Source organism: Nocardioides koreensis (genome assembly GCF_039531775.1).
GTDB classification, from domain to species: Bacteria; Actinomycetota; Actinomycetes; order Propionibacteriales; family Nocardioidaceae; genus Nocardioides; species Nocardioides koreensis.
Genome location: NZ_BAAAQR010000008.1, coordinates 14262 through 39300, shown reverse-complemented (window position 1 = coordinate 39300; position 25039 = coordinate 14262). Strand labels below are relative to the sequence as shown.

The window sequence follows — 25039 nt, the reverse complement described above, 5'->3', positions numbered from 1 at the left end:
CAGGTTATGTCGTGTCGTCGTCGGAACGGACGCGACACGCACGCTCGAGAAGGACTGCTGTGATGGTGATTGCCACACCGGCGACCGCGGCGGCCAGCGAGCGCCATGCCCGCTGGGAGGCCAGCTCGGCCCCCACGCCCAGCCAGGACACGGCGTACCCGGCATAGCCACCGGCCACCAGGGCACCCACGTAGGCGCAGGAACGGGCGAGGACCAGCCGGTTCACCGCCCGGTGCGGCTCGAGCGGCTCGCGGCGGACCTGCACGGTGCGCCAGGTGCCCCACGCGGTGGCCCCGACGATCGCGGCCCCGAGGAAGAGGGCCAGCGGCTGGGTCCAGGTCACCACCGGGGCGCTGCCACGGGTCCGCTCCATCAGCGGGTGGAACAACCAGCCGCCGACGAGGCCGATGACCGCCCAGGTGGTGAGGACGGCCGGGGAGGTCGGACGCAGGCGCCCGCCCGACGGCTCCTCGCCGGACGGGCCGGACGTCACTGGATCTCGAGGAGGAGGTCGTCCCGCCGCGACAGTCCGCTCCGGTCGACCTTCTCCAGCAGCACCGCGATCGGGCCCAGCTCCGGGAACTCGGCCTCCGGCTCGAGGTCGTGCCAGGGCTGCAGCACGAAGGCGCGCCCGGCGGCCCGCGGGTGCGGCAGCCGGAGGAACTCGTCGTCGTTGCGACGGTCGCCCACCACGATCAGGTCGACGTCCAGGGTGCGGGGAGCGTTCTCGACGTCGCTGCGCTCCCGGTCGAAGGCGTCCTCGATGGCCAGCGCCCGGTCCATCAGCCGGGTGGCGGCCAGCGTGGTGTCGATGAGGACGACCGCGTTCAGGTAGTTCTTGGCGTCCTCGGGGCTGTCGACCGGCTCGGTCTCGTAGACCGGCGAGACGCCGGTGACCCAGACGTCGGGCGTGTCAGCGATCGCGTTCACGGCGCCCTGCAGGCTGGCCATCCGCTCCCCCAGGTTGGACCCCAGCGCCAGCACCGCCCGACGGATCGGCCGCATCTCGCCGGTCAGCGTGTCGGCGTCGATGATGTTCGGGTTGGGGGTCTCAGTCACTTCTCGCCCTCACGTGTCCGGGTGATCGTCAGGGCGACGTCCGCGAACGTCGCCTCGATGGGTGCATCCGGCTTGTGAACCGTGACCCGCGCCCATTCAACACGGGCGTCCAAGAGGCAGACGTCCGCGATGCGCACGACGAGGGTCTCGATCAGGTCGACCGGATCTTTCTCAACGGCGGCCTTCACCGCGGCCACGAGACTTCCGTAGTCGACGGTGTCGCGCAAGTCGTCGGAGGCCGCCGCAGCACTGATGTCGAGGCCCAGGACGAGGTCGACGACGAAGGTCTGCCCCTCCCGGCGCTCGAAGTCGAAGACACCGTGGTGCCCGAAGCACTCGATGCCCAGCACGGCCAGCTCGTCGGTCATGGTGCCTCCTGGTGCGCGTGGTTCTTCTTCTCGGCGGCGAGCCGCTCCACGACCGAGATCGCGTCCCTGCTGGCCCGTACGTCGTGCACCCGGATGCCCCAGACGCCCTGCTGGGCGAGGTGGACCGAGACGGCGGTGTTGGCATCCTCCCGCCGGTCGACCGGGCGCGCCCTGCCCTCGGTGTCGGCCAGCAGCGAGCCCAGGAAGGACTTGCGGCTCGCCCCCACCAGCACCGGGTGGCCGAGCGCACCGACCCGGTCCAGCCCGGCCAGGAGCTCCCAGTTGTGCTCGGCGCGCTTGGCGAAGCCCAGGCCGGGGTCGAGGATGATCCGGTCCGGCTCGATCCCGGCGGCCAGCATCGCGTCGACCCGGTGCGCGAGCTCCTCGCAGACCGCGGCGACCACGCCGCCGGGGGCGTCGTAGCTCGCGAAGTCACCCATGTGGTCGCTGTGCGCCCGCCAGTGCATGGCGACGTACGCCGCCCCGGTGTCGGCCACCACCTCGAGCATCCGCGGGTCGGCCAGCCCGCCGGACACGTCGTTGACGAGGCCGGCGCCGGCGGCCAGGGCCGCCGCGGCGACCTCGGAGCGCATCGTGTCGACCGAGACGAGCGCGCCGGCCTCGGCCAGGGCACCGATGACGGGCACCACCCGGTCCAGCTCCTCCTCGACCAGCGGTCGGGTGGCGCCGGGGCGGGTGGACTCGCCACCGATGTCCAGGATGTCGGCCCCGTCGGCGAGCAGGTCGTGCCCGCGCGCGATCGCGGCTTCCGGCTCCGCCCAGCGGCCACCGTCCGAGAAGGAGTCCGGGGTGACGTTCACGATCCCCATCAGCCGGGGTCGCCCCCACGGGGCGAACAGCGAGGCCGGCGCGGGCATCAGTGCCCGCGGTTGATCAGCGACATCGCCTCGGAGCGGGTGGCGGCGTTGTGCATCATGCCGCGCACCGCGGAGGTGATGGTCCGGGCCCCGGCCTTGCGGACACCCCGCATCGTCATGCAGAGGTGCTCGGCCTCGATCACGACGATGACGCCGCGGGGCTCGAGGATCTCCATCAGGGCGTCGGCTACCTGGGTCGTCAGCCGCTCCTGGACCTGGGGTCGCTTGGCGTACACGTCGACGAGCCGGGCCAGCTTGGACAGCCCGGTGATCTTGCCGGTCTCCGAGGGGATGTAGCCGACGTGCGCGACCCCGGTGAAGGGCACCAGGTGGTGCTCGCACATCGACCACAGCTCGATGTCGCGCACCAGCACCATCTCGTCGTGGCCGATGTCGAAGGTGGTGGTGAGCACCTCCTCGGGCCGCTGCCGCAGCCCGGCGGTGAGCTCGGCGTACGCTCGGGCCACCCGGGCCGGCGTCTCCTGCAGCCCCTCGCGCTCGGGGTCCTCCCCGATCGCGATCAGCAGCTCACGGACCGCCGCCTCCGCGCGGGCGGCGTCGTAGCCCGGGACCGCTTCCGGTGCCCGGGGGGCCATCCGGATCGGGTCGGTCATCGCGGCGGCAGTCCCGGACCCGGGTGCCCGGGCCCCGAGGCGCCCGGGTCGCCGTGCACGTCGCCGCCCGAGCCGGGAGGCGTCAGGATCGTCCCGGCCTCGGCCGGTGCGGAGCCGTTCGCCGCGGCCCGGTCGCGGATCGCCTGCGGGATCTCGACCGGCGGCAGCTCCGAGGGGTTGCGGGTCGGCGAGCCGGTCCAGGCGGGGCGGGCCGGGCGGCGTAGCAGCGGCTCGAAGATGCCGGCGACCTGCTCCTTGTCCAGCGTCTCCTTGTCGAGGAGCTCCAGGACGAGGTGGTCGAGCACGTCGCGGTTCTCCTCGAGGATGTCGAACGCCTCCTGGTGGGCGGTGGCGAGGAGCTTCTTGGTCTCCTCGTCGACCTTGGCGGCGACGTCCTCGGAGTAGTTGCGCTGGTGGCCCAGGTCGCGGCCCAGGAACGGCTCGGAGTTGGACTCGCCGAGCTTGATGGCGCCGAGCCGCTCGGTCATGCCGAACTGGGTGACCATGGCCCGGGCCAGGTTGGTGGCCTTCTCGATGTCGTTGCCGGCGCCGGTCGTCGGGTCGTGGAAGACCATCTCCTCGGCGGCGCGGCCGCCGAGCATGTAGGCCAGCTTGTCGAGCATCTCCGAGCGGGTCTGGGAGTACTTGTCCTCGTCGGGCAGCACCATCGTGTAGCCCAGCGCCCGGCCGCGCGGCAGGATCGTGATCTTGTGGACCGGGTCGGTCCCGGGCAGCGCCGCGGCGACCAGGGCGTGGCCGCCCTCGTGGTACGCCGTGATCAGCTTCTCCTTCTCGCTCATCAGCCGCGAGCTGCGCTGCGGGCCGGCGATGACGCGGTCGATCGCCTCGTCGAGGGCCTGGTTGCCGATCAGCTTCTGGTTCTGCCGGGCGGTCAGCAGGGCCGCCTCGTTCAGGACGTTGGCCAGGTCGGCGCCGGTGAAGCCCGGGGTACGCCGGGCGATCGACAGCAGGTCGATGTCCGGTGCCATCGGCTTCCCGCGGGAGTGGACCTGCAGGATCATGTGTCGACCCGCCAGGTCGGGGGCGTCGACGCCGATCTGGCGGTCGAAGCGGCCCGGGCGCAGCAGCGCGGGGTCGAGGACGTCGGGACGGTTGGTGGCTGCGATCAGGATGACGCCGCCGCGCACGTCGAAGCCGTCCATCTCCACCAGCAGCTGGTTCAGCGTCTGCTCGCGCTCGTCGTGGCCGCCGCCCATGCCGGCGCCGCGGTGGCGACCGACGGCGTCGATCTCGTCGATGAAGACGATCGCGGGGGCGTTCTCCTTGGCCTGCTCGAACAGGTCACGCACGCGGGAGGCACCCACACCGACGAACATCTCGACGAAGTCGGAGCCGGAGATCGAGTAGAACGGCACGCCGGCCTCACCCGCGACGGCGCGGGCGAGCAGGGTCTTGCCGGTGCCGGGCGGGCCGTAGAGCAGCACGCCCTTGGGGATCTTGGCGCCGACGGCCTGGAACTTCGCGGGCTCCTGGAGGAACTCCTTGATCTCCCCGAGCTCCTCGATGGCCTCGTCGCAACCGGCGACGTCGGTGAACGTCGTCTTGGGCATGTCCTTGGAGATCAGCTTGGCCTTGGACTTGCCGAACTGCATGACACCGCGACCGCCGCCGCCCTGCATGTTGTTCAGCAGCCACAGGAACACCAGGAAGATCACCACGAACGGCAGCACCGAGAACAGGAACGACCCGATCACGCTCGGCTTGGCGATCTTGGAGTTCGACTTCTCGATGGTGCCCTTGGCGACCTGCTGGTCGACCTCGTTGATGATGCCCTGCTGCTGGCCGGCGACCCAGTAGGCCGAGACCTTGTCGCTGCCGTCGCGCACGCCGTCGTCCAGGGTCGCCTGGATCTGCTGGTCACCTCCGACGAAGGTGATCTCCTTGACCTGGCCCTTGTTGATGTAGGACTCGAGCTGGGAGGTGCTGACCTCGTCGTACCCCCCGTTGGGGGCGAGGTACTGCAGGGCGAGGAGGACGCCGACCACGGCGACGACGATCCACAGCCAGGGACCCTTGACTAGACGCTTCACAGGCTTCTCTCGACACGACCATGCCGCCCGCGCGGACTCATGCGCGGACGATCAACTGAACTGACGACGGTACACAACGTCGACAACGCTCATTCTCGCAGGCAAGTGCCCGCCGGCGGGAACAGATCAGGAGTAGACGTGCGGTGCGAGCGTGCCGATGTCGCGCAGGTTGCGGTACTTCTCCCGGTAGTCGAGGCCGTAGCCGACCACGAACTCGTTGGGGATGTCCCAGCCGACGTACTTCACGTCGACCGGCATCTGCAGCGCCTCGGGCTTGCGCAGCAGGGTGCAGATCTCGACGCTGGCGGGGTTGCGGGAGCTGAGGTTCGAGGTGAGCCAGGACAGAGTCAGGCCGGTGTCGATGATCTCGTCGACGATGACCACGTGCCGCCCCGAGATGTCGGTGTCGAGGTCCTTGAGGATCCGGACGACACCGCTGGACTTGGTGCCGGACCCGTACGACGAGATCGCCATCCAGTCCATCTCGACGTGTCGGCTGAAGCTGCGGGCGAGGTCGGCCATGACCATGACGGCACCCCGGAGGATGCCCACGATGAGCAGCTCCTTGCCCTCGTAGTCGGCCTCGATCTCCCGGGCGAGCTCGCCGAGCCGGTCCTGGATCTGCTTCTCGGTGAACAGCACGTTCACGAGGTCGTTCTCGACGTGGGACGCGTCCATGGGGCAGAGCCTAGAGGCAGGTGGGGCGGCGGCGCGCGGGCGGGCGTCCTGCGGCGGCCGTCACCGGGCGCCGGCCGTGACGCGCTGGTGCCGCCGCGGCTTCGTCACGGTCAGGGTGACCTTGCGGGCGGACGAGGCCTTGAGGGTCTTCGACCCCAGGAAGCGCGCCTCGAGGCCGTGGCTGCCGGCGGCCAGCCGCTTCAGGGTCACCACGACCTTGCCGCCGTCGGACGGCCGGAGCCGGCCGGTCCCGACGACCTTGCGCCCGTCGCGGACCTCCACCGTGCCGGCCGGACGGCTGGTGCCACCTCCAGTCACGGTGACCCGCACCTTGCCCCACTGGTCGGCGGTGATCCGGCCGTCGGCCAGCGAGGCGGAGGTCTTGGTGCCCAGGACCTTCGTCAGGACCAGCTCGCCGAGAGCGAGCCGCTGCCTCGGCCGGCTGACCTGCACCGACTCGACGGTGGCGCTGACGTACCCCGGCTTCTTCAGCCGCAGGGTGTAGCTGCCGACCGCGCCGACCTCGAGGTAGAAGTAACCGTGCTGGGGGCCGTCGACGCGGCTGCTGGCATAGGTGAGCGCCGAGGCGGCCGGGTCCCCGTTGCTGTCGATGGCCCGCACGTCGACGTCGTCGACGGCGTGGCCCAGCTGGTCCACGACCACGCCCTGGATGAGCGGCGGCCGCGCCGCGGCTCGCGGGGCGGTCCCGGACACGTCGTACGCCGGGTTCGCGACGGTGGGCGAGGTGCCCGTCGCCACGAGGCCGGAGGTGGCCAGCGCGAGCAGCAGCGCGGCGGCGAACGGGCGGGTGCGGGTCATGGTTCCTCCGGGGTCACGAGATGAGCCCCCTGAGCATGACGGCGAGATCTCGTCGCCGTGGCGTTTTCCCGGATCCGGACGGCCTCAGCGGTGGTGATGCCGCCGGACGCGCAGCATGGTCGCGTTGGTGCAGTCCATGAACGGCGAGGACGGTGGCGCGTCGAAGCGCACACGCACCCGATGACGGCCCGGGTCCAGCCTCGGCAGCCGGATCGTCAGCCGGCCGCGGTCGGCCGGCCGCAGCCGGACGGTGCGTCGGATCCGATCGGGCGTCACCCGGACCGTGACGGTCCCCGACTTCACGACCTGGTTCCCGGGCGTCTCGACCCGGACCTTGAGCACCGGGTGCTCGCGCGGGGTCACCACCTCGTGCACCAGCCGCAGCCGGAGCCCCGTCGGGATCCAGGTCTCGATGATCACGCACGAGGTGCGGTAGGTGGCGGACGTGGCGGTGCCGTCGGCGTACCCAGCCTCGGTCGCCGTCACGACGACGGTGAGCTCCTGGCACCAGTCCTCGCCCGTGAGTGTGTACGACGATGACTCCGCGCCGATGATCGGCTCCCCGCCGCGCAGCCACTGGTAGGTGAACGCGAGGTCGGACCGGCTCCACGTTCCGTCGGAGACCTGCACCGTGTCCCCGGGATACCGGCCACCGGTGATCTCCGGCGGGACCGTCGCGACGGGTGCCTCCCCGAGCACGGTGACGGAGTCCGAGGTGGCCTCCCCGGCCGGCGCGCCGCCCTCCACCGCCACGACGTGCACGCTCAACGCGTGGCCCTGGTCGGTCGCCGCCGGCACGTAGTCCGGCCCCGTGGCGCCGTCGACCCGCGTTCCGTCGAGGAGCCAGGCGTAGGTGAAGTCCAGCCCCTCGGCGTCCCAGGTGCCGGGCTCCGCGTGCGCCGTCTGCCCCACCGCGACGACCCCGGTGACGGTCGGTGGTGTCGTGGCGACGGCGGTTGCCGCCACGGCGGGCGGGGCGCCGATCGCCAGCGACGCGACGGTCGCCACCACGACCGCGAGCAGACCCCCGGGCACGAGCCTCATGAACCCCCCGATCCTCGGTGACGGCACAACCAGGCAACCTACCGCGACTCGGCCTCCGGGTGTCGGAGAAGAAGCAGCCGGCCCGCGCGCCGGGCACAGCGCAGGTGCCCGGGCAGGTCGATCCACTTCTGGCCGTGCCAGTCCGTCAGCAGCGAGTCCATGGCCAGGACGTGGTCGTGGAACAGCTCGGCCGAGGGCGCCCCGGCGGCGAGCGCGGCCAGGCGCAGGACCCGGCGGCGGACCGGGCCGGGCCGGCCGACCAGCGGGTCGACGGGCAGCGAGCCGTCCGCGCCCCGCAGCTCCACCCAGTCCGCCTCCGCGAGGTCGTCGAGGAAGTCCATGTCGTCGCGCAGCTGGTCGGCCGTGCGGGCCAGGGTCGTCGCGACGCCGGGCCCCAGCTCCTGCTCGAGCAGCGGCAGCACGGTCCGGCGGACCCGGACCCGGGTGAACCCCCGGTCGTGGTTGTGCGGGTCCTCCCAGAACTCGATCCCCTGCACCTGGCAGGCCGTCACGGTGTCGTCGCGGGAGACGTCGAGCAGCGGCCTGCGGTAGCGGTCGAAGGCGCGGCGCATGCCGGCGATGGAGCGGCCGCCGGAGCCCCGGGTGAGGCCCAGCAGCACCGTCTCCGCCTGGTCGTCGCGGGTGTGTCCGAGGAGGATCACGGCCGCGCCGACGTGCTCCGCGACCTGCTCGAGCACGGCGTACCGCGCCCGCCGGGCCGCGGCCTCCGGCCCGAGTCCGCCGCCGTCGACCTGCACCCTCGCGCTGAGCGTCTCGCCCGCGCCGAGCGTGGCCATCTGGGCCACGACGTGCGCGGCGTGCTCGGCCGAGCCGGGCTGCAGGCCGTGGTCGACGGTGGCGCCCACGACCTGCCAGCCGGCCTTCTCCCCCTCGAACACGGTCGCGGCCAGCAGGGCCAGCGAGTCGGCGCCGCCGGAGCAGGCCACCACCACGGTGCTGCCGGGCTCGACGTCGGCGAGGTGACGGCGTACGCCGAGCCGGACGGCCGCGACCGCCGGGTGCAGGCTCATCGCCGCGGCGGCCGGGTCACAGGACCCGGGACACCCAGGCCGCCGGGTCCGTGATCTCCGCCTTCGAGGGGAGGTTCTCGGGGCGGTCCCAGACGGCGTTGAACTCGTGCATGCCCACCTTGCCGACGACGCCGCGGACGAACGCCGCGCCGTTGCGGTACTGCGCCATCTTCGCGTCGAGGCCGAGCAGCCTGCGCAGGATCCGGTCCAGCGTGCCGACCCCCTTGCGGCGCTGGTCGAAGCTGCGGCGGATCTCGGCGACGCTGGGGATCACCGTGGGCCCCACGCCGTCCATCACGACGTCGGCGTGCCCCTCGAGCAGCGACATGACCCCGGTGACCCGGTCGACGATCTCCTTCTGCTCGGGGGTGCCGATCGCGTCGATGAGGCTGCCGCCCCCGCCCTTGAGCGCCTCGGTCACTCGCTTGAACCCGTCGTCGAGCAGCCGCTGCGGCTCGATGGTCTCGGCGATGCGCTGCATCTCGCCGAAGAGGTGGTCCCGCATCCAGGGCACGGCGGTGAACTGCACCCGGTGGGTCTCCTCGTGCAGGCACACCCAGAGCCGGAAGTCCCGGGGCAGGGCGCCGAGCTCACGCTCGACGTGCACGATGTTGGGGGCGACCAGGAGCAGCCGCCCGTTGGCGCCGAAGAACGGGTCGAACTGGCCCAGCACCTTGCCGGCCAGGAAGCCCAGCAGGCCGCCCACCTCGGCGCCGGTGACCTTCGACCCGACGGTCAGCGCGAGACCGGTGGGCGGCCGCTTCTTGGCGGCGAGCTGCTCGATGACGGGGCCGAGGATGGTGGCGAAGCTGTCGGCGTTGGCCTGGATCCAGCCCGGCCGGTCGACGACCACGACGGGCGCGGTCCGATCCTCGGCGACCAGGCCGGTGAACTCGCGGACCAGTCCGGTCGAGCGGTCCGCCCCGGCGCGCAGCTCGGCGACCGCGGCGACGGCCTCCTCGCGGGACACGGTCGGGCCCTCGCCGGCGACGCGGGAGCCGAACGAGACCGCGAGGTCCCAGTCGACCATGGCCGGGGCCGGGTTGTTCGTCATGGACCGACCGTACCCGCGTCGGGAAACCCCCGCCGGGTGCTCAGCGGCCGCAGTGGCAGGCGCCGAGGCCCGCGGCGAGCGCGTCCAGCGCCTCCCGGGCGTCCAGGGTGTCCTCGAGGGCGACCCGGTCGGCCATCAGCACGAAGACCATCGGGTTCCCGTCCAGGTCCGTGGCCACGCCCGCCAGCGCGCTCACGCCGGTGAGCGTCCCGGTCTTGGCCCGCACCCGGCCGCGCCCCTGCGGCGCCGCGTCCTCGAACCGGGTCTCCAGCGAGCCGGAGAAGCCGGCGACCGGCAGCCCGCTGACGACCGCCCGCAGCTCCGGGTGGTCCTCGGACGCGGCGAGCGACAGGACCGCGGCCAGCGTCCCCGGCGCGAGCCGGTCCTCGCGGGACAGGCCGCTGCCGTCGTGCACCTCGGCGCCGCGCAGCGGCACCCCGAGCGCGTCGAGGGCCCGGGTGACCCCCCGCGCGCCGTCCGCGAAGCTGCCCCTCCCGCCCGTGGCGAGGCCGACGTGGTGGGCGAGCACCTCGGCGCCCTCGTTGTCGCTGACCGTGAGGACCTCCTCGACGATCTCGGACAGCGGTGCGCTCTCCACGCTCGCCAGCGGCGCCGCCTCGGCGTCCGCCCGGCCGGGTCGCGGGTCGCCGACGACCTTGACCCCGGACCGGCCCAGCGCTGCGGCGAAGGCGGCCGCGGCGGCCGCCGGGGGGTCTGCCACCCGGCCGAGCCCGGTCGGCGGCCGACCCTCGTCGACCCAGAGGGCGCTGATGGGCGCGACCACGCCGTCGGGCACGTAGTCGTCCGGCCAGTGCGGGTCGACCCGCGGACCGGTGAAGAGCGAGGCGTCGTACGCCAGGTGCACCCGGCGGGTGCCCTCGGCGCGCAGCGCGCGGGCGGTGGCGCGGGCCAGTGTGACCACGTCCGCCCTGTGGGGGTACGCCGTGCCGCCGGCGGGCCGGCTGGCGAGGTAGGGGTCGCCCCCGCCGACCAGCACGACCCGGTTGCCGCCGCCGTCGACGACCCGCGTGGAGAAGGTGTGGTCCGGGCCCATCGTCGCGAGCGCGGCGGTGGTGGTGAGCAGCTTCATCGTGGACGCCGGCATGGCCACGCCCGCGCCCCGGGTGAAGACCGGCGACGCGTCGTCCAGCTGCGCGACGGTGGCCAGCACGTGCGGTCCGAGGTCCGGGTCGCCCAGCGCGCCGGCCAGGGCCCGGCGTACCTTGGCCGCGTCCAGCGGCGACGTCGCGTCGGTCGTGGCGGCGACCGGCGACGGCGCGTCCGGCTCGGGCAGGGTCAGCCCCTCGGGCGGCGCCACGGCGGCCGGGTTCGCGACCGGGTCGGCCCGCTCCAGCCCGAACCAGCGTGGGCCGAGCTCGAAGCGGTACGACGCGGCCGCGGCGGCCAGCAGCACGAGGACCAGCACGATCGGGAACCACCGGAGGAAGCGGTCGCCCGTCCGCCGAGCGTGGCGTGTGTCACGTCCAGCCACCGTTCCCCCTCTCCGAGTGCGCGTTTGCGCACATTGTGCGCGAGACTGTCACCCGGCCCGTTCGAGGGGCCCACACCGACAACCGGCCCGGGCGGCCGATGACGATCGCGGAGGAAGACGTGCTGGAGTTCGACGTACTCGTGGAGATCCCCAAGGGTTCGCGCAACAAGTACGAGGTCGACCACGAGACTGGCCGCATCCGCCTCGACCGCATGCTCTTCACCTCGACCGCGTACCCCGAGGACTACGGCTACATCGAGAACACCCTCGGCCAGGACGGCGACCCGCTCGACGCGCTCGTCATCCTCCAGGCCCCGACGTTCCCCGGCTGCCTGATCAAGTGCCGCGCGATCGGCATGTTCCGGATGACCGACGAGGCCGGCGGCGACGACAAGGTGCTCTGCGTCCCCACCCACGACCCGCGCCTCGAGCACCTGCGCGACATCAACCACGTCTCGAAGTTCGACCGCCTCGAGATCCAGCACTTCTTCGAGGTCTACAAGGACCTCGAGCCCGGCAAGTCAGTCGAGGGCGCCGAGTGGGTCGGCCGCACCGAGGCCGAGGCCGAGGTCCAGGCATCCTTCGAGCGCGCGCAGAAGGCGGCCGTCGCCCACTGAGGCACGCACGTCCTGCCAGGTACGCCGCCCCTCGGGGCGGCGTCCTGTCATTTCGGGGCCCGCGTCCTCAGCCCCGGTTCACGCCCCTGAAGTAGCCCATCGCCCCGCTGGTCTCCAGGCTCACCGCGGCGACCCCCCGGGCGGTCAGCCGGTCCACCACCTGCTCACCGGTGCACCCCGGGCCGAGGAGCCCGGCCAGCCTGCCGGCGGCACGGACGGGCGCGTAGCGCAGCCCGGTGTCCTCCAGCAGCGCACTGCCGGTGACGACCCCGCCGGGCCGGAGCACCCGCACGATCTCGTCGATCGCCCGTGCCGGGTCGGGGAAGCAGTGCAGCCCGGTGAACGAGACCACCAGGTCGAAGGAGCCGTCCTCGAAGGGCAGCGCCTCCACGTCCGCCAGCCGGGTGTGGACCTGGTCGGCCACCCCGCGCCTCCGGGCGTTCGCGAGCGTGCGGTCCAGCATCGTCGGGGAGATGTCGGCGGCGACGTACTCCACGCCCTGGCCCCTTCGCAGCCCGCGCAGCGCGACACCGCCGCCGCACGGGACGTCGAGGATGCGGGCGCCCGCCGGCTGGCGCCCGATCTCGGCGGCCGCGCCGTGGAGCAGCCCCAGGTCGCTGCCGATGCCGGCGCGCCAGAGCACTCCACCGGGGAGCGGGTGCTCGACGGTCCAGTCGTAGAACGCCCCCCAGAGCGGGTCCTCGCTCCAGGAGCCGAGGCCGGGGATCCTCATGCTCCGGGATCCTCGTGCCGGCGCATCAGCCGCGGACGAGGTCGGGCGAGCGCAGCATCTCGACGGGTACGTCGAACGCGTCGACGAGGTCCCCGGCCAGCGGACGGATCTTGCGGCACAGGCTGTTGATCTCGCGGCTGATCGCCTTCGACCGCACCACGGTGAGCCGGCCGTGCTCCATGAACCAGGCCCGGTCCGCCTCGATCGTGGTCAGCGCGTGCAGGTCGCACAGCAGGTTGACCGCGACCTTCAGGTCGCCCTCGGGGAGCGCACGCGCCTTCGCCACGAAGGCCTCGAGCACCAGGCGCTCGACGTGGGCGTCGGCCGCGGCGATCACGTGGTCCTGGACGCGGGAGAACACCACGCCCGGGTTCATGTCCTGGTCGATGCCGCGCTTGAGCCGCCGGGCCACCCCGGCCAGCATGTGCTCCTCCCGGAAACGCAGCATGGCCAGCTGGTAGTCCGGGTCCAGCAGCCCGGCCTCCTGGTCCCACTGGTCGCCACCGGGGAGGACGTCCTTGATCCGCTCCAGCAGCTTGTGGACGTTGGTCTTCTCGATCACGGTCTCCACCGCCATGCCGGCGACGAAGCGGACCATGCCGAACTGGTCCATGTCCTCGAACTCGCTGGCGTAGTCGGTCAGCAGCCCCTTGGCGACCAGCTGGAGCAGCACGTGGTTGTCGCCCTCGAAGGTGGTGAACACGTCGGTGTCGGCCTTCAGTGCGGCGAACCGGTTGACCGCGAGGTAGCCGGCTCCACCGCAGGCCTCGCGGCACTCCTGGATGGTGCGGGTGGCGTGCCAGGTGCCGAGCGCCTTGGTGCCCGCAGCCCGCGACTCGAGCTCCCGGCGGGCCTGGTCGTCATCGCTCTCCGCCGACGGGGGGCCGGAGAAGACGTCGTGCAGCTGGGAGGCCACGACCTCCTGGGCGAAGTGCAGCGCATAGGTCCGGGCCAGCAGCGGGAACAGCCGGCGCTGGTGCATGCCGTAGTCGAGGAGCAGCTCCTCCTCGTCCTCCGAGCTCGCCTCGAACTGCCGTCGCTGCAGGGCGTACTTCACCGCGATGGTCAGCGCGACCTTGGCGGCGTTGATCCCCGCGCCGCCGACGCAGACACGGCCCTGGACCAGGGTGCCGAGCATGGTGAAGAAGCGCCGGTTGGGGTTCTCGATCTCGCTCTCGTACACCCCCGCCGCGGTGACGTCGGCGAACCGGTTGAGCAGCGCCGTCCGCGGCACCCGGACGCCGTCGAACCAGAGCCGGCCGTTGTCGACGCCGTTGAGCCCCATCTTGGCGCCGTCGTCCTCGATCCGGACGCCGGCGCACGGCCGCCCGTCCTCGCGGATGGGCACCACGAACGCGTGCACGCCCTCGGAGGTGCCGCCCACCTCGAGCTGGGCGAAGACCACGGCGACCTCGGCGTGCTTCGCCGCGTTGCCGATGTAGTCCTTGCGGGCCTGCTCGCCCCGGGTGGTGATGACGAACTCCTGGGTGGCCACGTCGTACGTCGCCACCGTGCCGAGTGCCTGCACGTTGGAGCCGTGCCCGGTCTCGGTCATCGCGAAGCAGCCCATCAGCCTGCCGGTGATGAGGTCGGGGAGGTACGCCTTGTGGTGCTCCTCGGTGCCGAGCTGGAGGATCGCGCCCCCGAAGAGCCCGAACTGGACGCCGACCTTGACCAGCACCGAGAGGTCGCCGTACGCCAGCGTCTCGAAGGCCGCGACCGACGCGCCGATGTCGCCACCGCCGCCGTACTCCTCGGGGAAGCCCATGCCGGTCTGGCCGGTCGAGGCCATCTCGACGACGACCTCCTTGACCCGCTCGCGGAACTCGTCGCGGGTCATCGTCTCGGCCTCCTCCAGGATGGAGGAGTACTCGGCGAGGTTCGTGCGGACCAGCCCACGAATCTCGGCGTACTTCCCGTCGAGGAGGGCGGCCAGCTCGGCCACGTCGATCGCGGGCTGCACGTAGCGGGATGCGTCGGCCCCGTCAGGCGCTGCCGGGGGTGCGGTGTCGGTGGCCATGAGCGACAACGTACCCACGGGTACGCCGTCTACACAGGTGGTCTGGAGCCGCGTTGACGGCGCGCGGTCAGGGCCGGGCGAAGAAGTTCGGCGGGGTCCAGTAGTACATCGACGCGACCTGCACCGGCTGCCCCGTCCGGGGGGCGTGGATCATCTGGCCGCCGCCGATGTAGAGCGCCACGTGGAAGATCGACGAGGGGGCGCTCGAGGAGCCCCAGAAGAGCAGGTCACCGGGCTGGAGGCTCGAGGCCGAGATCGGCGTCGACTGCTCGTACTGCGCCACCGAGTAGTGCGGCAGCGAGCGCCCGCCCGCACCCCACGCGCCCATCGTGAGTCCGGAGCAGTCCCACGCGTCCGGGCCCGCGGCGCCCCACCGGTAGGGCTCGCCGAGCTGGGCCCGGGCGAAGGCGATCGCCGCCGGGGCGCCGGACGCGGGAGCCGGCGGTGCCGGCGGGGCCGGCGGCGGGGGCGGGGTGCTGGGGGCGGGGGTGGACGGATTGTCGTGCGACCCACCGCCGGAGCCGCCGTTGGACCCGCCGCTCGACCCGCCGTTCGACCCGCCGTTGGACGCGGCCTCTTGCTGCTGCTGTTGCTGCTGGGCCTCTTGCTGGGCCTGCTGCTGGGCCTGCTGCTGCTCGAGGAGCTCCTGCTGGTGCTGGGCTGCGGCCGCCGCTGCGGCGGCCGCCTTCGCCTCGAGCGCCGCCTGGCGGCGTTCGGCGAGCTGCACGCTCACGTGCTGCAGCTCCGCGAGCTGCGCGATCAGCCGGGACTTCTCGTCGGCGATCGACTGCGACTGGGCGGCAGCCGAGTCGGCCGCGGCCCGGGCGGCGTCGCGGGCCGCCCGCGCCTTGTCGGCGGCGGCGGTGGCGGCGGCGCTCGTCTCCTGCGCCTGGCGGGTCGCCACGTCGGCGAGGGTGGCTGCGGCCCGGAACTCGTCGTAGTGGTGGTCGAGGGCGTCCTCGGCGTTGCGGACCGTGGTCGCGCGCTCGATGACGGTCTGGATGCCGTCGGACTCCGCGATCGCGGAGAGCGCGGTCAGCCCGGGGGCCATCTCGTAGGAGCTGACCACGGCGTCGCCGTACACAAGGCGCTGGCGCTCGACGTCGGCGCCGGCGATCTCGGAGCGCTGCCGGGCGTCGCGTGCGGCCGCCCGGGCCCGCGTCAGCTCCCAGCGGGCGCCGTTGTACGCCTCGGCGGCCTGGGCTGCGGCCTGCGCCGAGGACTGCAGGCGCTGGTTGGCGAGGACCAGCTGGGCCCGCACGGACTCGACGTCCGCGGCCTTGTCCCGCACCGCCACCCGCGCCTCGTGGACGTCGCGGCGCGACGGCATGGTGTCGTCGTCGGCGACGGCCACGCCGGCCACGGTGCTGCCGACCACCATCGTGAGAGCGATCGCGCTCGCGATTCCCAGTGCACGCACGTCTCGGACCTCTCGTGACTTCGATCAAGGGACCTCGGGTGACTTCCCCTTCACCCGAGGCACTCGGAGCACGCTAGTGCTCTTCTGTCACAAAAGAAACATTTCCCTCAATTTTCTCTTCAGCAACCGGCGTGTCGCCTTGACGAACTACAAGGATGTAATTCAGCGCGCACAAGCGACGGGTCGCCGCCAGAGCGCGGCAACAAGGCTCATCCCGACCCAGGGTGTGTCGGGGTCTGAAGCGCCAGCCTCAAGCAGCTACCCGGCCGACGTAGTCGGTCAGATCGCGGAAGCCTTGTGCGGGAACGTCCTGTGCGATGACGCCCTACTCCCTGATCTCTCGCGGAGCGAGGTCGAGGCTGAGCGATGCCAGACCTTCGACAGGCCTGAATCCAAGTCTCCGATAGAGGCCGAGCGCGGCTTGGTTGCCCGGTTCCGTCACGAGGGACAGTCGTGTTGCGCCTGCGGCGAGTGCCGCCTCGCGGACTGCGCTGACCAGAGCGGCTGCCGCTCCTTGGCGACGGGACCCGGGGAGCACGTAAAGGTCACGCAGCTGCCAGAACCGTCCCATGACCAAAGATGCAGGGACCGCGTGCCCGGTCGCCAGGCCGATCGCGGGTGCGTCCGCCGGCGAGCCCACGGATGCCGTGTAGACCGTGAGCATGTTCGACTGAACCATGTCGGTGAGCCAGCCGAGGGTGCGCTCGTCCGCGTCCGGCGGTGCGCCGTAGTGGTGCCTGTACTGGTTGAACAGGCCGCTGGCCGCTGCGAGCGCCTCGACGGTGTCGCACGTCGTGACCCGCAGCGTGTCCCCGGGGACCGAAGTGTCGCTCATGTCTGCCTCTACTTCTTCCATCACGAGCGACGGGTCGGCGAGGGGGTCTTCAGTCCTGCTCGACGGGGACCGCGGAGGTGGTCGCGGTCGGGTGCGAGGACAGGCCGTGCTTGTCGAACTTCTGCCCGCTCGCGACGCCACCGACGTAGAACGAGATCAGCGCGATCATGATCCCGGCGACGTCGTCGGAGATGTAGTGCCAGCCGAAGTAGATGGTGGCGAAGAGGGTGACCACGAAGTTCACCCAGAAGACCCACTTGAGCACCTTCGAGCGCAGCGTGAACTGCACCATCAGCGCGACCAGCAGCGTGATCGCGCAGTGCAGGCTCGCGAAGCCGGCCACCGACTGCACGGCGCCCTCGATGCCGGAGTGGAGGACGTTGTCGCGGCTGTAGAACAGTGACCCCATCAGCGACGAGGCCGGGGTGTCGGGGAGGCCCTCGTAGAGCCAGGGGTACTGGAAGCCGGGCCCCAGCGTGGGCAGCGCGTAGTAGGACAGCGTCCCCAGCGACCACGCGATGCACTGGGAGGTCGCGAACCAGTAGCCGTAGGTGATGTTGCGCGACCAGACCAGCCAGGCCGTCAGCGCCAGCGGCACCAGCGGCAGGAACCACAGGTAGATGTAGGACAGCAGGTGCGCGGAGAAGCCGGTGCCGAGCATGTCGTGCAGCGTGATCGCGGGGTCGTGCCCGAACAGCAGGGCCCGGTCGACCAGGTGCAGCTCGCGGTCGTACTTCGTCTCGCCCATCACGAACGGCAGGAAGGACTTCAGGTTCCGGTAGCTGACGTAGGTGATGTAGAAGCACACCACCCCGGTCACGACCAGGGTCACCCGCTCGCGGGTCCAGTGGGTGCGCACCCGGGCCAGGAAGACCCCGGGCATCTCGCGCGGGTGCATCCGCGACTTCCACAGCGTCCGGGGCAGCAGGTCGGCCAGGAACGCGCCACCGACCAGCAGCGGCAGCCGGGCCCACGACGGGCCGAGGAAGCCGTCGGGGTCGGCCAGGCTCTTGTCCAGCAGCGCAGCCGCGAGGATCGCCAGCGCGCCCATGACGGCGGCGATGCCGATGAGCAGGGCGTAGGCGCGGCGATACACGCCCGCCAGTCTAGGGATCGCCGGTGGTGCCCCCGGCGACGGGCTCAGCGGGCGGCTCAGGCACCCGGGAGGGTCGCGAGCTTGGCGGCCTCCACCGTCAGGCTCACCTGCTCGCCCGGCCCCGGGTGCAGTCCCAGCGGGGACACCGCGTCCACCTGGCCCACGCCGGGGACCTCCACGACCAGCCGCACCTGCTCCGGTGTGGCGCGGCCGGAGACCACCCGGCCGGTCAGCGGCCCGTCCGGCGCCGCGACCAGCGCCGAGCGGCGTACGGCGACCGCCGGCGCGACCGGCAGCCCCGCCGCCGCGAGCAGCACGCGCGCCGCCTCGCCCCGCAGGACCCGGGCGTACCCGAGGAACAGCGCGGTCTCCGGGTCGGCCGGGGCACGCCACACCTCGGAGATCCCCCCGGCCTGCACCACGCGGCCGCCGCGCATCACCGCCAGCCGGTCCGCGACCGTGAAGGCCTCCTCGTGGTCGTGGGTCACCATCAGCGCCGTCGTGCCGGCCGAGCGCAGGATCTCCCGCAGGTCCCCGGCCAGCCGCTCCCGGAGTCCGGCGTCGAGGGCCGAGAGCGGTTCGTCGAGCAGGATCAGGCGCGGGTCGACCGCGAGCGAGCGGGCCAGGGCGACCCGCTGCCGCTCGCCACCGGACAGGGTCGCGGGCAGTCGCTCGGCGTACCCCTCCAGGCCGACCAGCGCCAGCAGTTCCGCGACCCGCTCCGCGACCCGGGAGGAGCGGGTACGCCGGATCCGCAGCGCGTAGCCCACGTTGCGGGCCACCGTGAGGTGGTTGAAGAGCTGACCGTCCTGGAACATCAGCGCGAACCCGCGCTTGTGCGTCGGCACCCCGGCGAGGTCGCGGCCGTCCCAGCGGATCGCCCCGTCGCTCGGCGTCTCGAGACCGGCCACCGCGCGCAGCAACGTGGACTTGCCGCAGCCGGACGGCCCCAGCACCGCCAGCACCTCGCCGTCGGGGAGGTCCAGGGACACCTCGACGACGGCGGGGACACCGTCGTACCGCACCGTGACGTTCTCCAGCTCCAACATCGTTCAGAAGGCTCCCACGGACGGCACCCGGAGGCGCTCGACCACGAGCATCACGACGGTCGTCGTCGCCGCGAGCACCACCGAGGCGGCCAGGGCCATGCCGTAGTTCATCGGCCCGGGATGCCCGATCAGCCGGTAGATCACCACCGGCAGCGTCGGGTGCTCCTCGCGGGCCAGGAACGAGGTCGCGCCGAACTCGCCGAGGGAGACCGCGAACGCGAACCCGCCGGCGGCCAGCAGCGGCTTCCAGACCACCGGCAGGTCCACGGTGAGCACGGCGCGCAGCGGGCCGGCGCCGAGCGAGGCCGCGGCCTGGCGCTGGCGGTCGTTGATGCCGGCGAGCACCGGGACGATGGTGCGGACGACGAGGGGCAGCGCCACCAGGGCCTGGGCGATCGGCACCAGCAGCGGCGAGCTGCGCAGGTCCAGCGGAGGCTCGTCCAGGGTGATCAGGAAGCCGAAGCCCAGCGTCACCGCCGAGACCCCGAGCGGCAGCATGAACAGGCCGTCGAGGCCGCGGCGGACCCGCCGCTCGGCGCGCGACCTCGACCGGCGGGTGACGGTGAACGCCACCAGCAGGCCCATCGACAGCGACATCCAGGTCGCGTCGACCGCCGTGCGCAGCGAGGTCACCAGGGCGTCGGTGACGGGCACCAGCAGGGCCTGGTGGGTGCCGTTGGTCGTCAGGGCCCGGTAGTTGCCCAGGCTCCAGTCACCGTCGACGTGCAGCGACCCGACCACCAGGGTCGCGATCGGGGCGGCCACCAGCACCAGCAGCAGCAGCGTCGAGGTGAGCGCCCAGACGTCGCCGCGGGCCGGCCAGCGCGGGCGGGCGAGCACCCGCGACACCTCCGGGTCGGGCACGGCCCGCAGCCTGCCGGCGACGAGCAGCAGCACGACGACCGCCACCAGCTGCAGGATCGACAGCGCGGCGGCGGCCTGGAGGTCGAGCAGGTTGGTGGTCAGCAGGTAGATCTCGGTCTCCACCGAGGAGTACCGGAGACCGCCGAGCGTCAGCACCACCCCGAACGCGGTCGCGCAGAACAGGAACACCACGCTCGCCGCCGACACGATCGCGGGCCGCAGCGCCGGCAGCGTCACGGTCCGGAACACCTGGGCCGGGCTCGCACCGAGCGCCGCCGCGGCCTCCCCGGGCCGCGGGTCCAGGGACTCCCACGCCGCGCCGACCACCCGGATCACGACCGCGACGTTGAAGAACACCAGGCCGGCCAGGATCGCGACGGCGGTCCCGTCGAGGCGCAGGAACCCCAGCGGCCCGGCCTCCCCCAACAACTGCCGGAACGCGACGCCGACGACGACCGTGGGCAGCACGAACGGCACCAGCAGCGCGGCCCGGACCACGTCGCGGCCCGGGAAGCGCAGCCGGTGCAGCGCGTGCGCGGCCGGCAGGCCCAGGAGCACGGCGACCGCGGTCGCCACCGACGCCGACCAGACCGTGAACCACACGACCCGGTGCACGCGCGGGCGGCCGAGCACCTCCAGGACGGCGCCCGGGTCGAAGCTCCCGTCGGCCCAGAACCCGAGCTGCAGCATCCCGCTGACCGGCAGCACGAAGAACACGCCGAGCACCAGCACCGGCACCACGGCGAGGCCGGCGAGGGCGAGCGGTCTCGACAGGCTCGACCACCGGGTGCGGCTCGACCACCGGGTGCGGTTCGACCACCGGGTGCGGGCAGTCATCGGGTGCGGGCTGTCATCGGGAGGTGATGTCGCTCCAGTCCCGCAGCCACTCGTCCCGGTGCGCGGCGACGTCGGCCGGGTCCACGGCGTACGAGTCGGTCGGCTGGACGGCGTACCTCGCCCAGTCCGAGGGCAGCTTCACGCCGTCGACGACCGGGAAGACGTACATGCTCTCGGGCAGGGCCGCCTGCACCTCGGGGCTGTCCATGAAGCGCACGAACGCCTCGGCGCCGTCGACGTTCCCGGCGCCCTCGAGCACGCCGGCGTACTCCACCTGCTCGAAGCAGGTGTCCAGCAGCGCGCTCGTGCTGGAGGTCTTGGCGCCCTTCGGCACGGTGAAGGCCGGCGAGGAGTCGTAGGACAGCACGATCGGCCGGTCGCCGGAGCCGCCGCCCTGGGTGAAGTCGACCTCGTAGGCGTCCGACCAGCCCGCGGTCAGCTTCGCGCCGTTGTCCATCAGCTTCGACCAGTAGCCCTGCCAGCCGTCCTCGCCGTACGCCGCGATGGTGGCCAGCAGGAACGCCATGCCGGTGGAGCTGGTGGCGGCACCCGGGAGCACGAACAGGTCCTGGTACGCCGGGTCGGTGAGGTCGTCGAGGGTCTTCGGCGGGGCCTGGTCGTGGTCGGCGAACCAGGTGTCGTCGACGTTGACGCAGACGTTGCCGTTGTCGACCGGGGTCAGCCGGTGGTCGTCGTCACCGGGCAGGGCGTAGTCGGCGGCGCCGGCCGGCTCGTCGAAGGAGTACGGCGCGAACACCCCCGCGTCGAGGGCCCGGGAGGCGAAGGTGTTGTCGACGCCGAACGCCACGTCGCCGATCGGGTCGTCCTTGGTCAGCACCAGCTTGTTGGTGAGCTGCCCCGCGTCGCCCGAGGCCCGCACGACCAGGTCGTAGCCGGACTCCTGCTCGAACTTCTTCTTCAGCGCCTTGGGCAGCACGAACGAGTCGTGGGTGACGAGGACGACGGAGGAGTCCGTGCTCGTGTCCGACGACTCCTCCCCCACCGTCGAGCAGCCGGTGACCGTCAGGCCGAGGGTGGTGAGGGCCGCGAGTGCGCTGAGCGCACGGCTGGACTTCATGTGGACTCCCTTCGCCGGTGCTAGCCGGAGCAGGTTCGGAGGGTCTGCGGCTCATCCGCACTCTCAGCACGCTGGTCCTCGCGGACGGGGCGTGCTCCCCTGTCTTGTGCCGCTCACTCTACGACCCGCGGCGGGAGCTCAACGGGTGAGGGCGACCACCTCGTCCAGCCGGGCCAGCTTGGCGGGGTTGCGCACCCAGTAGATGCCGGTCACCAGGCCGTCCTCGACGAGCAGCGACCCGATCGAGTCGAGCTCCCCGTCGAGGAAGAGCCGCAGCGCCGGCGCCCCGTTGACCACGACCACGTCGGCCTCGGCCTTCTCCGGGGCCACGCCGTCGAGGAAGCGCATGACCTTCTCGCGCCCGAGGATCGGCCGCAGCGCCGCCTTCTTCACCCCGCCACCGTCGGTCACCAGCACCACGTCGGGGGACAGCACGTCCATCAGGCTCTGGATGTCACCGGTGGACGCGGCGGCCAGGAACTTCGCGATCACCTCGTCGCGCAGGCGGGGCGCCACGTCCGCGCGGGGACGCCGCTCCTCGATGTGCGCCCGGGCCCGGTGCGCGATCTGGCGGACCGCGGCCGGCGACTTGTCCACGGCGGCCGCGATCTCGTCGTACCCCAGGTCGAAGACCTCGCGCAGCACGAAGACCGCGCGCTCGGTCGGCCCGAGGGTCTCCAGGACGAGGAGCATCGCCATCGACACGCTGTCGGCCAGCTCGACGTCCTCGGCCACGTCGGGGGTGGTGAGCAGCGGCTCGGGCAGCCACGGCCCGACGTACTGCTCGCGGCGCCGCTGGAGGGTGCGCAGCCGGTTCAGGCTCAGGCGCGTGACGATCCGCACCAGGTAGGCCCGCTCGTCGCGGACGCCGTCGTGGTCGACCTCGGCCCAGCGCAGCCACGTCTCCTGCAGCACGTCCTCGGAGTCGGCGGCGGACCCGAGCATCTCGTAGGCCACCGTGAACAGCAGGTTCCGGTGGGCGACGAAGGCGTCGGTCGCGCTCGTGGTCACGGTGGTCATCCTGCCGCCCCCGCGGTCGGGCGGGCCAGCGGCAGCTCGCAGACGTCGGAGTAGCCCTGGCTGTGCAGCCCGGCGGCGGAGTTGAACCGGGAGTACATGTTCTCCACCGCCACCACCTGGGTCAGCTCGACGACCGCGGGGGCGCCGAGCTGTCCGACCAGGTGGGCCACCATCTCGTCGGTGACGGTGGGCGGCGTCACGGTCATCGCCTCGGCGTACTCGAGGACGTCCCGCTCCAGCGGGGTGAACACGTCGGACTCGCGCCAGCGCGGCACCTCCCGCACCTTCGCGAGGTCGAGCCCGTCGTTGTGGGCCATGAAGTAGCCGAAGTCCAGGCACCAGCTGCAGCCGATCACGCCGGCGCTGGCCAGCTGGGCGTAGGAGCTCAGTGTCGGGTCGAGCACGTGCCACGCGCGGACCTTGCCGGAGAAGGACATCACGGCCTTCAGGACCGGCTTGTTGTGGAAGTACACGTAGAGGTTGTCGGGGAGCTCGTCGCCGAGCATGCGCCGGGCGAACATCTTCACCAGTGCGCCGTAGGCGCCGCTGATCTCGGCCTTGGGGATCCGGAACGTGCTGGGGCTGGACATCGAACTGCCTCCGTCTCGAGTGGTCGTCCTTGACCACGAGACACCGGCCACCCGCGCCCTGTGACAGGCCGGGCTGTGGCAACCTCGGCGTCATGTCGCCGAGCCGTCGTCACCAGCTCCTCGCCCAGGTCGTGCCGCGCGTGCGCAAGTCGCGCGACCTCGACAGCGAGCCCGCGGAGCGCGCCCGGCTCGAGCGCTGGCACGACGGGCTGGACCGGGCGCTGCCGACCCGGCTGGTGCCGCGCTTCCACCGGCACTTCTCGGTGGTCACCGAGACCCTGAAGGGCCCGGCGGGCGAGTTCCCGGCGTACGTCCTCACGGCGCGCCACCTCGAGCCGCGCCGGACCGTGGTCTACCTGCACGGCGGTGGCTTCGTCGCGCCGATCGACGCGTTCCACGTGCGGTACGCCGCCCGGCTTGCACGGGCGCTCGGCGCGCGGGTGGTGCTGCCGGACTACCCGCTGGCACCCGAGCACACGTGGCGCGACTCGCACACCGCGGTCGCGGACATGACCGGGCGCTGGCTGACCGAGCCGGAGCCGGTGGTGCTGGCCGGCGACTCGGCCGGCGGCGGCTACGCGCTCGCGGTGGCCGAGACCCTGCGCGACCGCGGCGGGCCGCAACCCTCGCACCTGCTGCTGCACTCGCCCTGGGGGGACCTGACCACCTCCACCCCCGAGACCGAGGCGTTCGCGGCCCGGGACACGTGGCTGTTCCTCGGCAAGATCCGCGTTTACGCCGGCTGGTGGGCCGGCTCCCCCGGCGACCTCGGCCGCCCGGAGGTGTCGCCGGCACTGGGCGACCTCGACGGGCTGCCCCCGGCGCTGATGTTCTGCGGCACCCGCGACACGCTCGCGCCCGGCTGCCGGCTCCTGGCGGCCCGGGCGGCGGAGTCGTCGTGGAGCCTCACCTACGTCGAGGAGCCGGACCTGATCCACGTCTACCCGCTGCTCCCGTTCCTGCCCGAGGCCGAGCGCGCCTGGCGCCGGACGGTGGCGTTCCTCTCATGAGCGTGGTCGCGGTCCCGTTCGACCGCCTCGACGCCCGGAGGGCGTACGACGTCTGGCGGCTGCGGCAGTCGGTCTTCGTCGTGGAGCAGGCCTGCCCCTACCCGGACCTCGACGGGCGCGACACCGAGCCCGGCACCCGCCACGTCCTGCTGGACGACGACGGGCTGCTGGGCTACGCGCGGGTCCTCGACGACGGCGAGGTCTGGCGGATCGGCCGGGTCGTGCTGGCGCCCGAGGCCCGGGGGCGGGGGCTCGCCGATCCGCTGATGCAGGCCGCTCTGGCTGCCTGCCCGGGACGCGACGTGGTGCTCGACGCCCAGTCCCCGCTGGCCGGCTGGTACTCGACGCTGGGCTTCGAGGTCGACGGCCCGGAGTTCGTCGAGGACGGGATCCCGCACCTGCCGATGCGCAGGCGAGCCGGCCCGCCCCTGGGATGAGCACGGCCCGCGGAGGAGCTCCGCGGGCCGTGCTACAGGGGATGTGAGGCGATGATCAGCTCTGGCCGCCGCCGGGGTGGGTGCCGTTCGCGGCGCAGTACTCCTCGACCGACTGGTCGTTGTCCTCCGCTGCCTGCTCGAGGGCGGCGAACGGCGGGGCCTGGTGCTTCATCTCCTGGCCCTTCTCCGAGCCCGCGAAGTAGGCGGTGCAGAGGCCGAAGGTGTTGTGGCCGTTGGGGCCCGGGTCGGCCGTCGCGACGGTGGCACCGCCGATGGCGAGCGCGAGTGCGGCGGCGGGAATGGCGAGGGTGGTGATGCGCATTGTGTTGCCTCTCGGATGAATGG

General features: G+C 72.4%; 26 protein-coding genes and 1 riboswitch. Of the genes, 3 read left to right on the top strand and 23 right to left on the bottom strand.

Features of this window, described 5'->3' with window-relative positions:
• Positions 1–4 precede the first annotated feature (4 nt).
• From ABD268_RS13660 to dacB, 12 genes are all read right to left on the bottom strand, one after another.
• A complete protein-coding gene (locus ABD268_RS13660; RefSeq protein WP_344153002.1) occupies positions 5–493 on the bottom strand; it encodes a DUF3180 domain-containing protein in 489 nt (162 codons plus the stop codon).
• Positions 490–1059, bottom strand: a complete 570-nt coding sequence (gene folK, locus ABD268_RS13655) for a 2-amino-4-hydroxy-6-hydroxymethyldihydropteridine diphosphokinase (RefSeq protein WP_344152999.1) — start codon at positions 1057–1059, stop codon at positions 490–492. The genes ABD268_RS13660 and folK overlap by 4 nt, the downstream gene beginning before the upstream one ends.
• Positions 1056–1427 carry a dihydroneopterin aldolase gene (gene folB, locus ABD268_RS13650; RefSeq protein WP_344152996.1) on the bottom strand — a complete coding sequence of 124 codons (372 nt, stop codon included), beginning with the start codon at positions 1425–1427 and terminating at the stop codon, positions 1056–1058. The genes folK and folB overlap by 4 nt, the downstream gene beginning before the upstream one ends.
• Entirely contained in the window at positions 1424–2305 is an 882-nt protein-coding gene (folP, locus tag ABD268_RS13645) for a dihydropteroate synthase (protein WP_344152993.1), read from the bottom strand. The genes folB and folP overlap by 4 nt, the downstream gene beginning before the upstream one ends.
• Positions 2305–2919 carry a GTP cyclohydrolase I FolE gene (gene folE / locus ABD268_RS13640; RefSeq protein ID WP_344152990.1) on the bottom strand — a complete coding sequence of 205 codons (615 nt, stop codon included), beginning with the start codon at positions 2917–2919 and terminating at the stop codon, positions 2305–2307. Before folE ends, folP begins: the two co-directional genes overlap by 1 nt.
• Positions 2916–4970, bottom strand: coding sequence for an ATP-dependent zinc metalloprotease FtsH (gene ftsH, locus ABD268_RS13635; RefSeq protein ID WP_344152987.1), 2055 nt, complete (start codon positions 4968–4970; stop codon positions 2916–2918). The genes folE and ftsH overlap by 4 nt, the downstream gene beginning before the upstream one ends.
• Positions 4971–5096: 126 nt before the next feature.
• Positions 5097–5648: a hypoxanthine phosphoribosyltransferase gene (hpt, locus tag ABD268_RS13630; protein ID WP_344152984.1), complete on the bottom strand. Its 552-nt coding sequence runs from the start codon at positions 5646–5648 to the stop codon at positions 5097–5099.
• Between the two features lie 60 nt (positions 5649–5708).
• Positions 5709–6467 carry an Ig-like domain repeat protein gene (locus tag ABD268_RS13625; RefSeq protein ID WP_344152981.1) on the bottom strand — a complete coding sequence of 253 codons (759 nt, stop codon included), beginning with the start codon at positions 6465–6467 and terminating at the stop codon, positions 5709–5711.
• Between the two features lie 84 nt (positions 6468–6551).
• Positions 6552–7511 (bottom strand): hypothetical protein, encoded by a 960-nt coding sequence (locus tag ABD268_RS13620; RefSeq protein WP_344152978.1) that lies wholly within the window; start codon positions 7509–7511, stop codon positions 6552–6554.
• Positions 7512–7549: 38 nt separating this feature from the next.
• Positions 7550–8542, bottom strand: a complete 993-nt coding sequence (tilS, locus tag ABD268_RS13615) for a tRNA lysidine(34) synthetase TilS (protein WP_344152975.1) — start codon at positions 8540–8542, stop codon at positions 7550–7552.
• A 16-nt stretch (positions 8543–8558) separates the two neighbouring features.
• Positions 8559–9596 carry a zinc-dependent metalloprotease gene (locus ABD268_RS13610; RefSeq protein ID WP_344152972.1) on the bottom strand — a complete coding sequence of 346 codons (1038 nt, stop codon included), beginning with the start codon at positions 9594–9596 and terminating at the stop codon, positions 8559–8561.
• Positions 9597–9636: 40 nt separating this feature from the next.
• Positions 9637–11088: a D-alanyl-D-alanine carboxypeptidase/D-alanyl-D-alanine endopeptidase gene (dacB, locus tag ABD268_RS13605; protein WP_344152970.1), complete on the bottom strand. Its 1452-nt coding sequence runs from the start codon at positions 11086–11088 to the stop codon at positions 9637–9639.
• A 98-nt stretch (positions 11089–11186) separates the two neighbouring features.
• Here dacB and ABD268_RS13600 point away from each other — a divergent pair, with 98 nt between their 5' ends.
• Positions 11187–11705: an inorganic diphosphatase gene (locus tag ABD268_RS13600; protein ID WP_425573723.1), complete on the top strand. Its 519-nt coding sequence runs from the start codon at positions 11187–11189 to the stop codon at positions 11703–11705.
• Between the two features lie 67 nt (positions 11706–11772).
• On the opposite strand, the gene ABD268_RS13595 is transcribed toward ABD268_RS13600, so the two are convergent.
• From ABD268_RS13595 to ABD268_RS13550, 10 genes are all read right to left on the bottom strand, one after another.
• On the bottom strand, positions 11773–12438 hold the full coding sequence (locus ABD268_RS13595) for a class I SAM-dependent methyltransferase (protein WP_344152967.1): 666 nt from the start codon (positions 12436–12438) through the stop codon (positions 11773–11775).
• Positions 12439–12463: 25 nt separating this feature from the next.
• Positions 12464–14458, bottom strand: coding sequence for an acyl-CoA dehydrogenase family protein (locus tag ABD268_RS13590; RefSeq protein ID WP_344152964.1), 1995 nt, complete (start codon positions 14456–14458; stop codon positions 12464–12466).
• 67 nt (positions 14459–14525) lie between these two features.
• Complete coding sequence (locus ABD268_RS13585; RefSeq protein ID WP_344152961.1) at positions 14526–15878, bottom strand: C40 family peptidase; 1353 nt, start codon at positions 15876–15878, stop codon at positions 14526–14528.
• Between the two features lie 325 nt (positions 15879–16203).
• Positions 16204–16713 carry a GNAT family N-acetyltransferase gene (locus tag ABD268_RS13580; RefSeq protein ID WP_344152959.1) on the bottom strand — a complete coding sequence of 170 codons (510 nt, stop codon included), beginning with the start codon at positions 16711–16713 and terminating at the stop codon, positions 16204–16206.
• A 49-nt stretch (positions 16714–16762) separates the two neighbouring features.
• On the bottom strand, positions 16763–17809 hold the full coding sequence (locus tag ABD268_RS13575) for a phosphatase PAP2 family protein (RefSeq protein WP_344152957.1): 1047 nt from the start codon (positions 17807–17809) through the stop codon (positions 16763–16765).
• 56 nt (positions 17810–17865) lie between these two features.
• Positions 17866–18858, bottom strand: a complete 993-nt coding sequence (locus ABD268_RS13570; protein ID WP_344152954.1) for an ABC transporter ATP-binding protein — start codon at positions 18856–18858, stop codon at positions 17866–17868.
• A gap of 3 nt (positions 18859–18861) precedes the next feature.
• On the bottom strand, positions 18862–20559 hold the full coding sequence (locus ABD268_RS13565; RefSeq protein WP_344152951.1) for an ABC transporter permease: 1698 nt from the start codon (positions 20557–20559) through the stop codon (positions 18862–18864).
• Positions 20560–20572: 13 nt separating this feature from the next.
• Entirely contained in the window at positions 20573–21637 is a 1065-nt protein-coding gene (locus tag ABD268_RS13560) for a thiamine ABC transporter substrate-binding protein (RefSeq protein WP_344152948.1), read from the bottom strand.
• Positions 21627–21748, bottom strand: a riboswitch (TPP riboswitch). It overlaps the preceding gene by 11 nt.
• Before the next feature lie 27 nt (positions 21749–21775).
• The gene (locus ABD268_RS13555) at positions 21776–22657 is read right to left on the bottom strand and encodes an RNA polymerase sigma-70 factor (protein ID WP_344152945.1); all 882 of its coding nucleotides are present in this window, start codon (positions 22655–22657) and stop codon (positions 21776–21778) included.
• Positions 22654–23247: a carboxymuconolactone decarboxylase family protein gene (locus ABD268_RS13550; protein WP_344152942.1), complete on the bottom strand. Its 594-nt coding sequence runs from the start codon at positions 23245–23247 to the stop codon at positions 22654–22656. Before ABD268_RS13550 ends, ABD268_RS13555 begins: the two co-directional genes overlap by 4 nt.
• A gap of 92 nt (positions 23248–23339) precedes the next feature.
• On the opposite strand from ABD268_RS13550, the gene ABD268_RS13545 reads away from it, so the two are divergent.
• Positions 23340–24257, top strand: a complete 918-nt coding sequence (locus ABD268_RS13545; protein WP_344152939.1) for an alpha/beta hydrolase — start codon at positions 23340–23342, stop codon at positions 24255–24257.
• Positions 24254–24694: a GNAT family N-acetyltransferase gene (locus ABD268_RS13540; RefSeq protein WP_344152936.1), complete on the top strand. Its 441-nt coding sequence runs from the start codon at positions 24254–24256 to the stop codon at positions 24692–24694. The genes ABD268_RS13545 and ABD268_RS13540 overlap by 4 nt, the downstream gene beginning before the upstream one ends.
• Before the next feature lie 55 nt (positions 24695–24749).
• On the opposite strand, the gene ABD268_RS13535 is transcribed toward ABD268_RS13540, so the two are convergent.
• On the bottom strand, positions 24750–25016 hold the full coding sequence (locus ABD268_RS13535) for a hypothetical protein (protein ID WP_344152933.1): 267 nt from the start codon (positions 25014–25016) through the stop codon (positions 24750–24752).
• Positions 25017–25039: the final 23 nt, after the last annotated feature.

Coding starts and splice junctions, on each gene's coding strand:
- ABD268_RS13540 (WP_344152936.1), top strand. CDS start 24,254: ATGAGCGTGGTCGCGGTCCCGTTCGACCGCCTCGACGCCCGGAGGGCG.
- ABD268_RS13620 (WP_344152978.1), bottom strand. CDS start 7,511: ATGAGGCTCGTGCCCGGGGGTCTGCTCGCGGTCGTGGTGGCGACCGTC.
- folB (WP_344152996.1), bottom strand. CDS start 1,427: ATGACCGACGAGCTGGCCGTGCTGGGCATCGAGTGCTTCGGGCACCAC.
- hpt (WP_344152984.1), bottom strand. CDS start 5,648: ATGGACGCGTCCCACGTCGAGAACGACCTCGTGAACGTGCTGTTCACC.
- ABD268_RS13610 (WP_344152972.1), bottom strand. CDS start 9,596: ATGACGAACAACCCGGCCCCGGCCATGGTCGACTGGGACCTCGCGGTC.
- ABD268_RS13590 (WP_344152964.1), bottom strand. CDS start 14,458: ATGGCCACCGACACCGCACCCCCGGCAGCGCCTGACGGGGCCGACGCA.
- folP (WP_344152993.1), bottom strand. CDS start 2,305: ATGCCCGCGCCGGCCTCGCTGTTCGCCCCGTGGGGGCGACCCCGGCTG.
- ABD268_RS13565 (WP_344152951.1), bottom strand. CDS start 20,559: ATGACTGCCCGCACCCGGTGGTCGAACCGCACCCGGTGGTCGAGCCGC.
- ABD268_RS13600 (WP_425573723.1), top strand. CDS start 11,187: ATGACGATCGCGGAGGAAGACGTGCTGGAGTTCGACGTACTCGTGGAG.
- ABD268_RS13570 (WP_344152954.1), bottom strand. CDS start 18,858: ATGTTGGAGCTGGAGAACGTCACGGTGCGGTACGACGGTGTCCCCGCC.
- ABD268_RS13580 (WP_344152959.1), bottom strand. CDS start 16,713: ATGAGCGACACTTCGGTCCCCGGGGACACGCTGCGGGTCACGACGTGC.
- ABD268_RS13555 (WP_344152945.1), bottom strand. CDS start 22,657: ATGACCACCGTGACCACGAGCGCGACCGACGCCTTCGTCGCCCACCGG.
- ABD268_RS13550 (WP_344152942.1), bottom strand. CDS start 23,247: ATGTCCAGCCCCAGCACGTTCCGGATCCCCAAGGCCGAGATCAGCGGC.
- ABD268_RS13560 (WP_344152948.1), bottom strand. CDS start 21,637: ATGAAGTCCAGCCGTGCGCTCAGCGCACTCGCGGCCCTCACCACCCTC.
- ABD268_RS13545 (WP_344152939.1), top strand. CDS start 23,340: ATGTCGCCGAGCCGTCGTCACCAGCTCCTCGCCCAGGTCGTGCCGCGC.
- tilS (WP_344152975.1), bottom strand. CDS start 8,542: ATGAGCCTGCACCCGGCGGTCGCGGCCGTCCGGCTCGGCGTACGCCGT.
- ABD268_RS13625 (WP_344152981.1), bottom strand. CDS start 6,467: ATGACCCGCACCCGCCCGTTCGCCGCCGCGCTGCTGCTCGCGCTGGCC.
- folE (WP_344152990.1), bottom strand. CDS start 2,919: ATGACCGACCCGATCCGGATGGCCCCCCGGGCACCGGAAGCGGTCCCG.
- ABD268_RS13535 (WP_344152933.1), bottom strand. CDS start 25,016: ATGCGCATCACCACCCTCGCCATTCCCGCCGCCGCACTCGCGCTCGCC.
- ABD268_RS13595 (WP_344152967.1), bottom strand. CDS start 12,438: ATGAGGATCCCCGGCCTCGGCTCCTGGAGCGAGGACCCGCTCTGGGGG.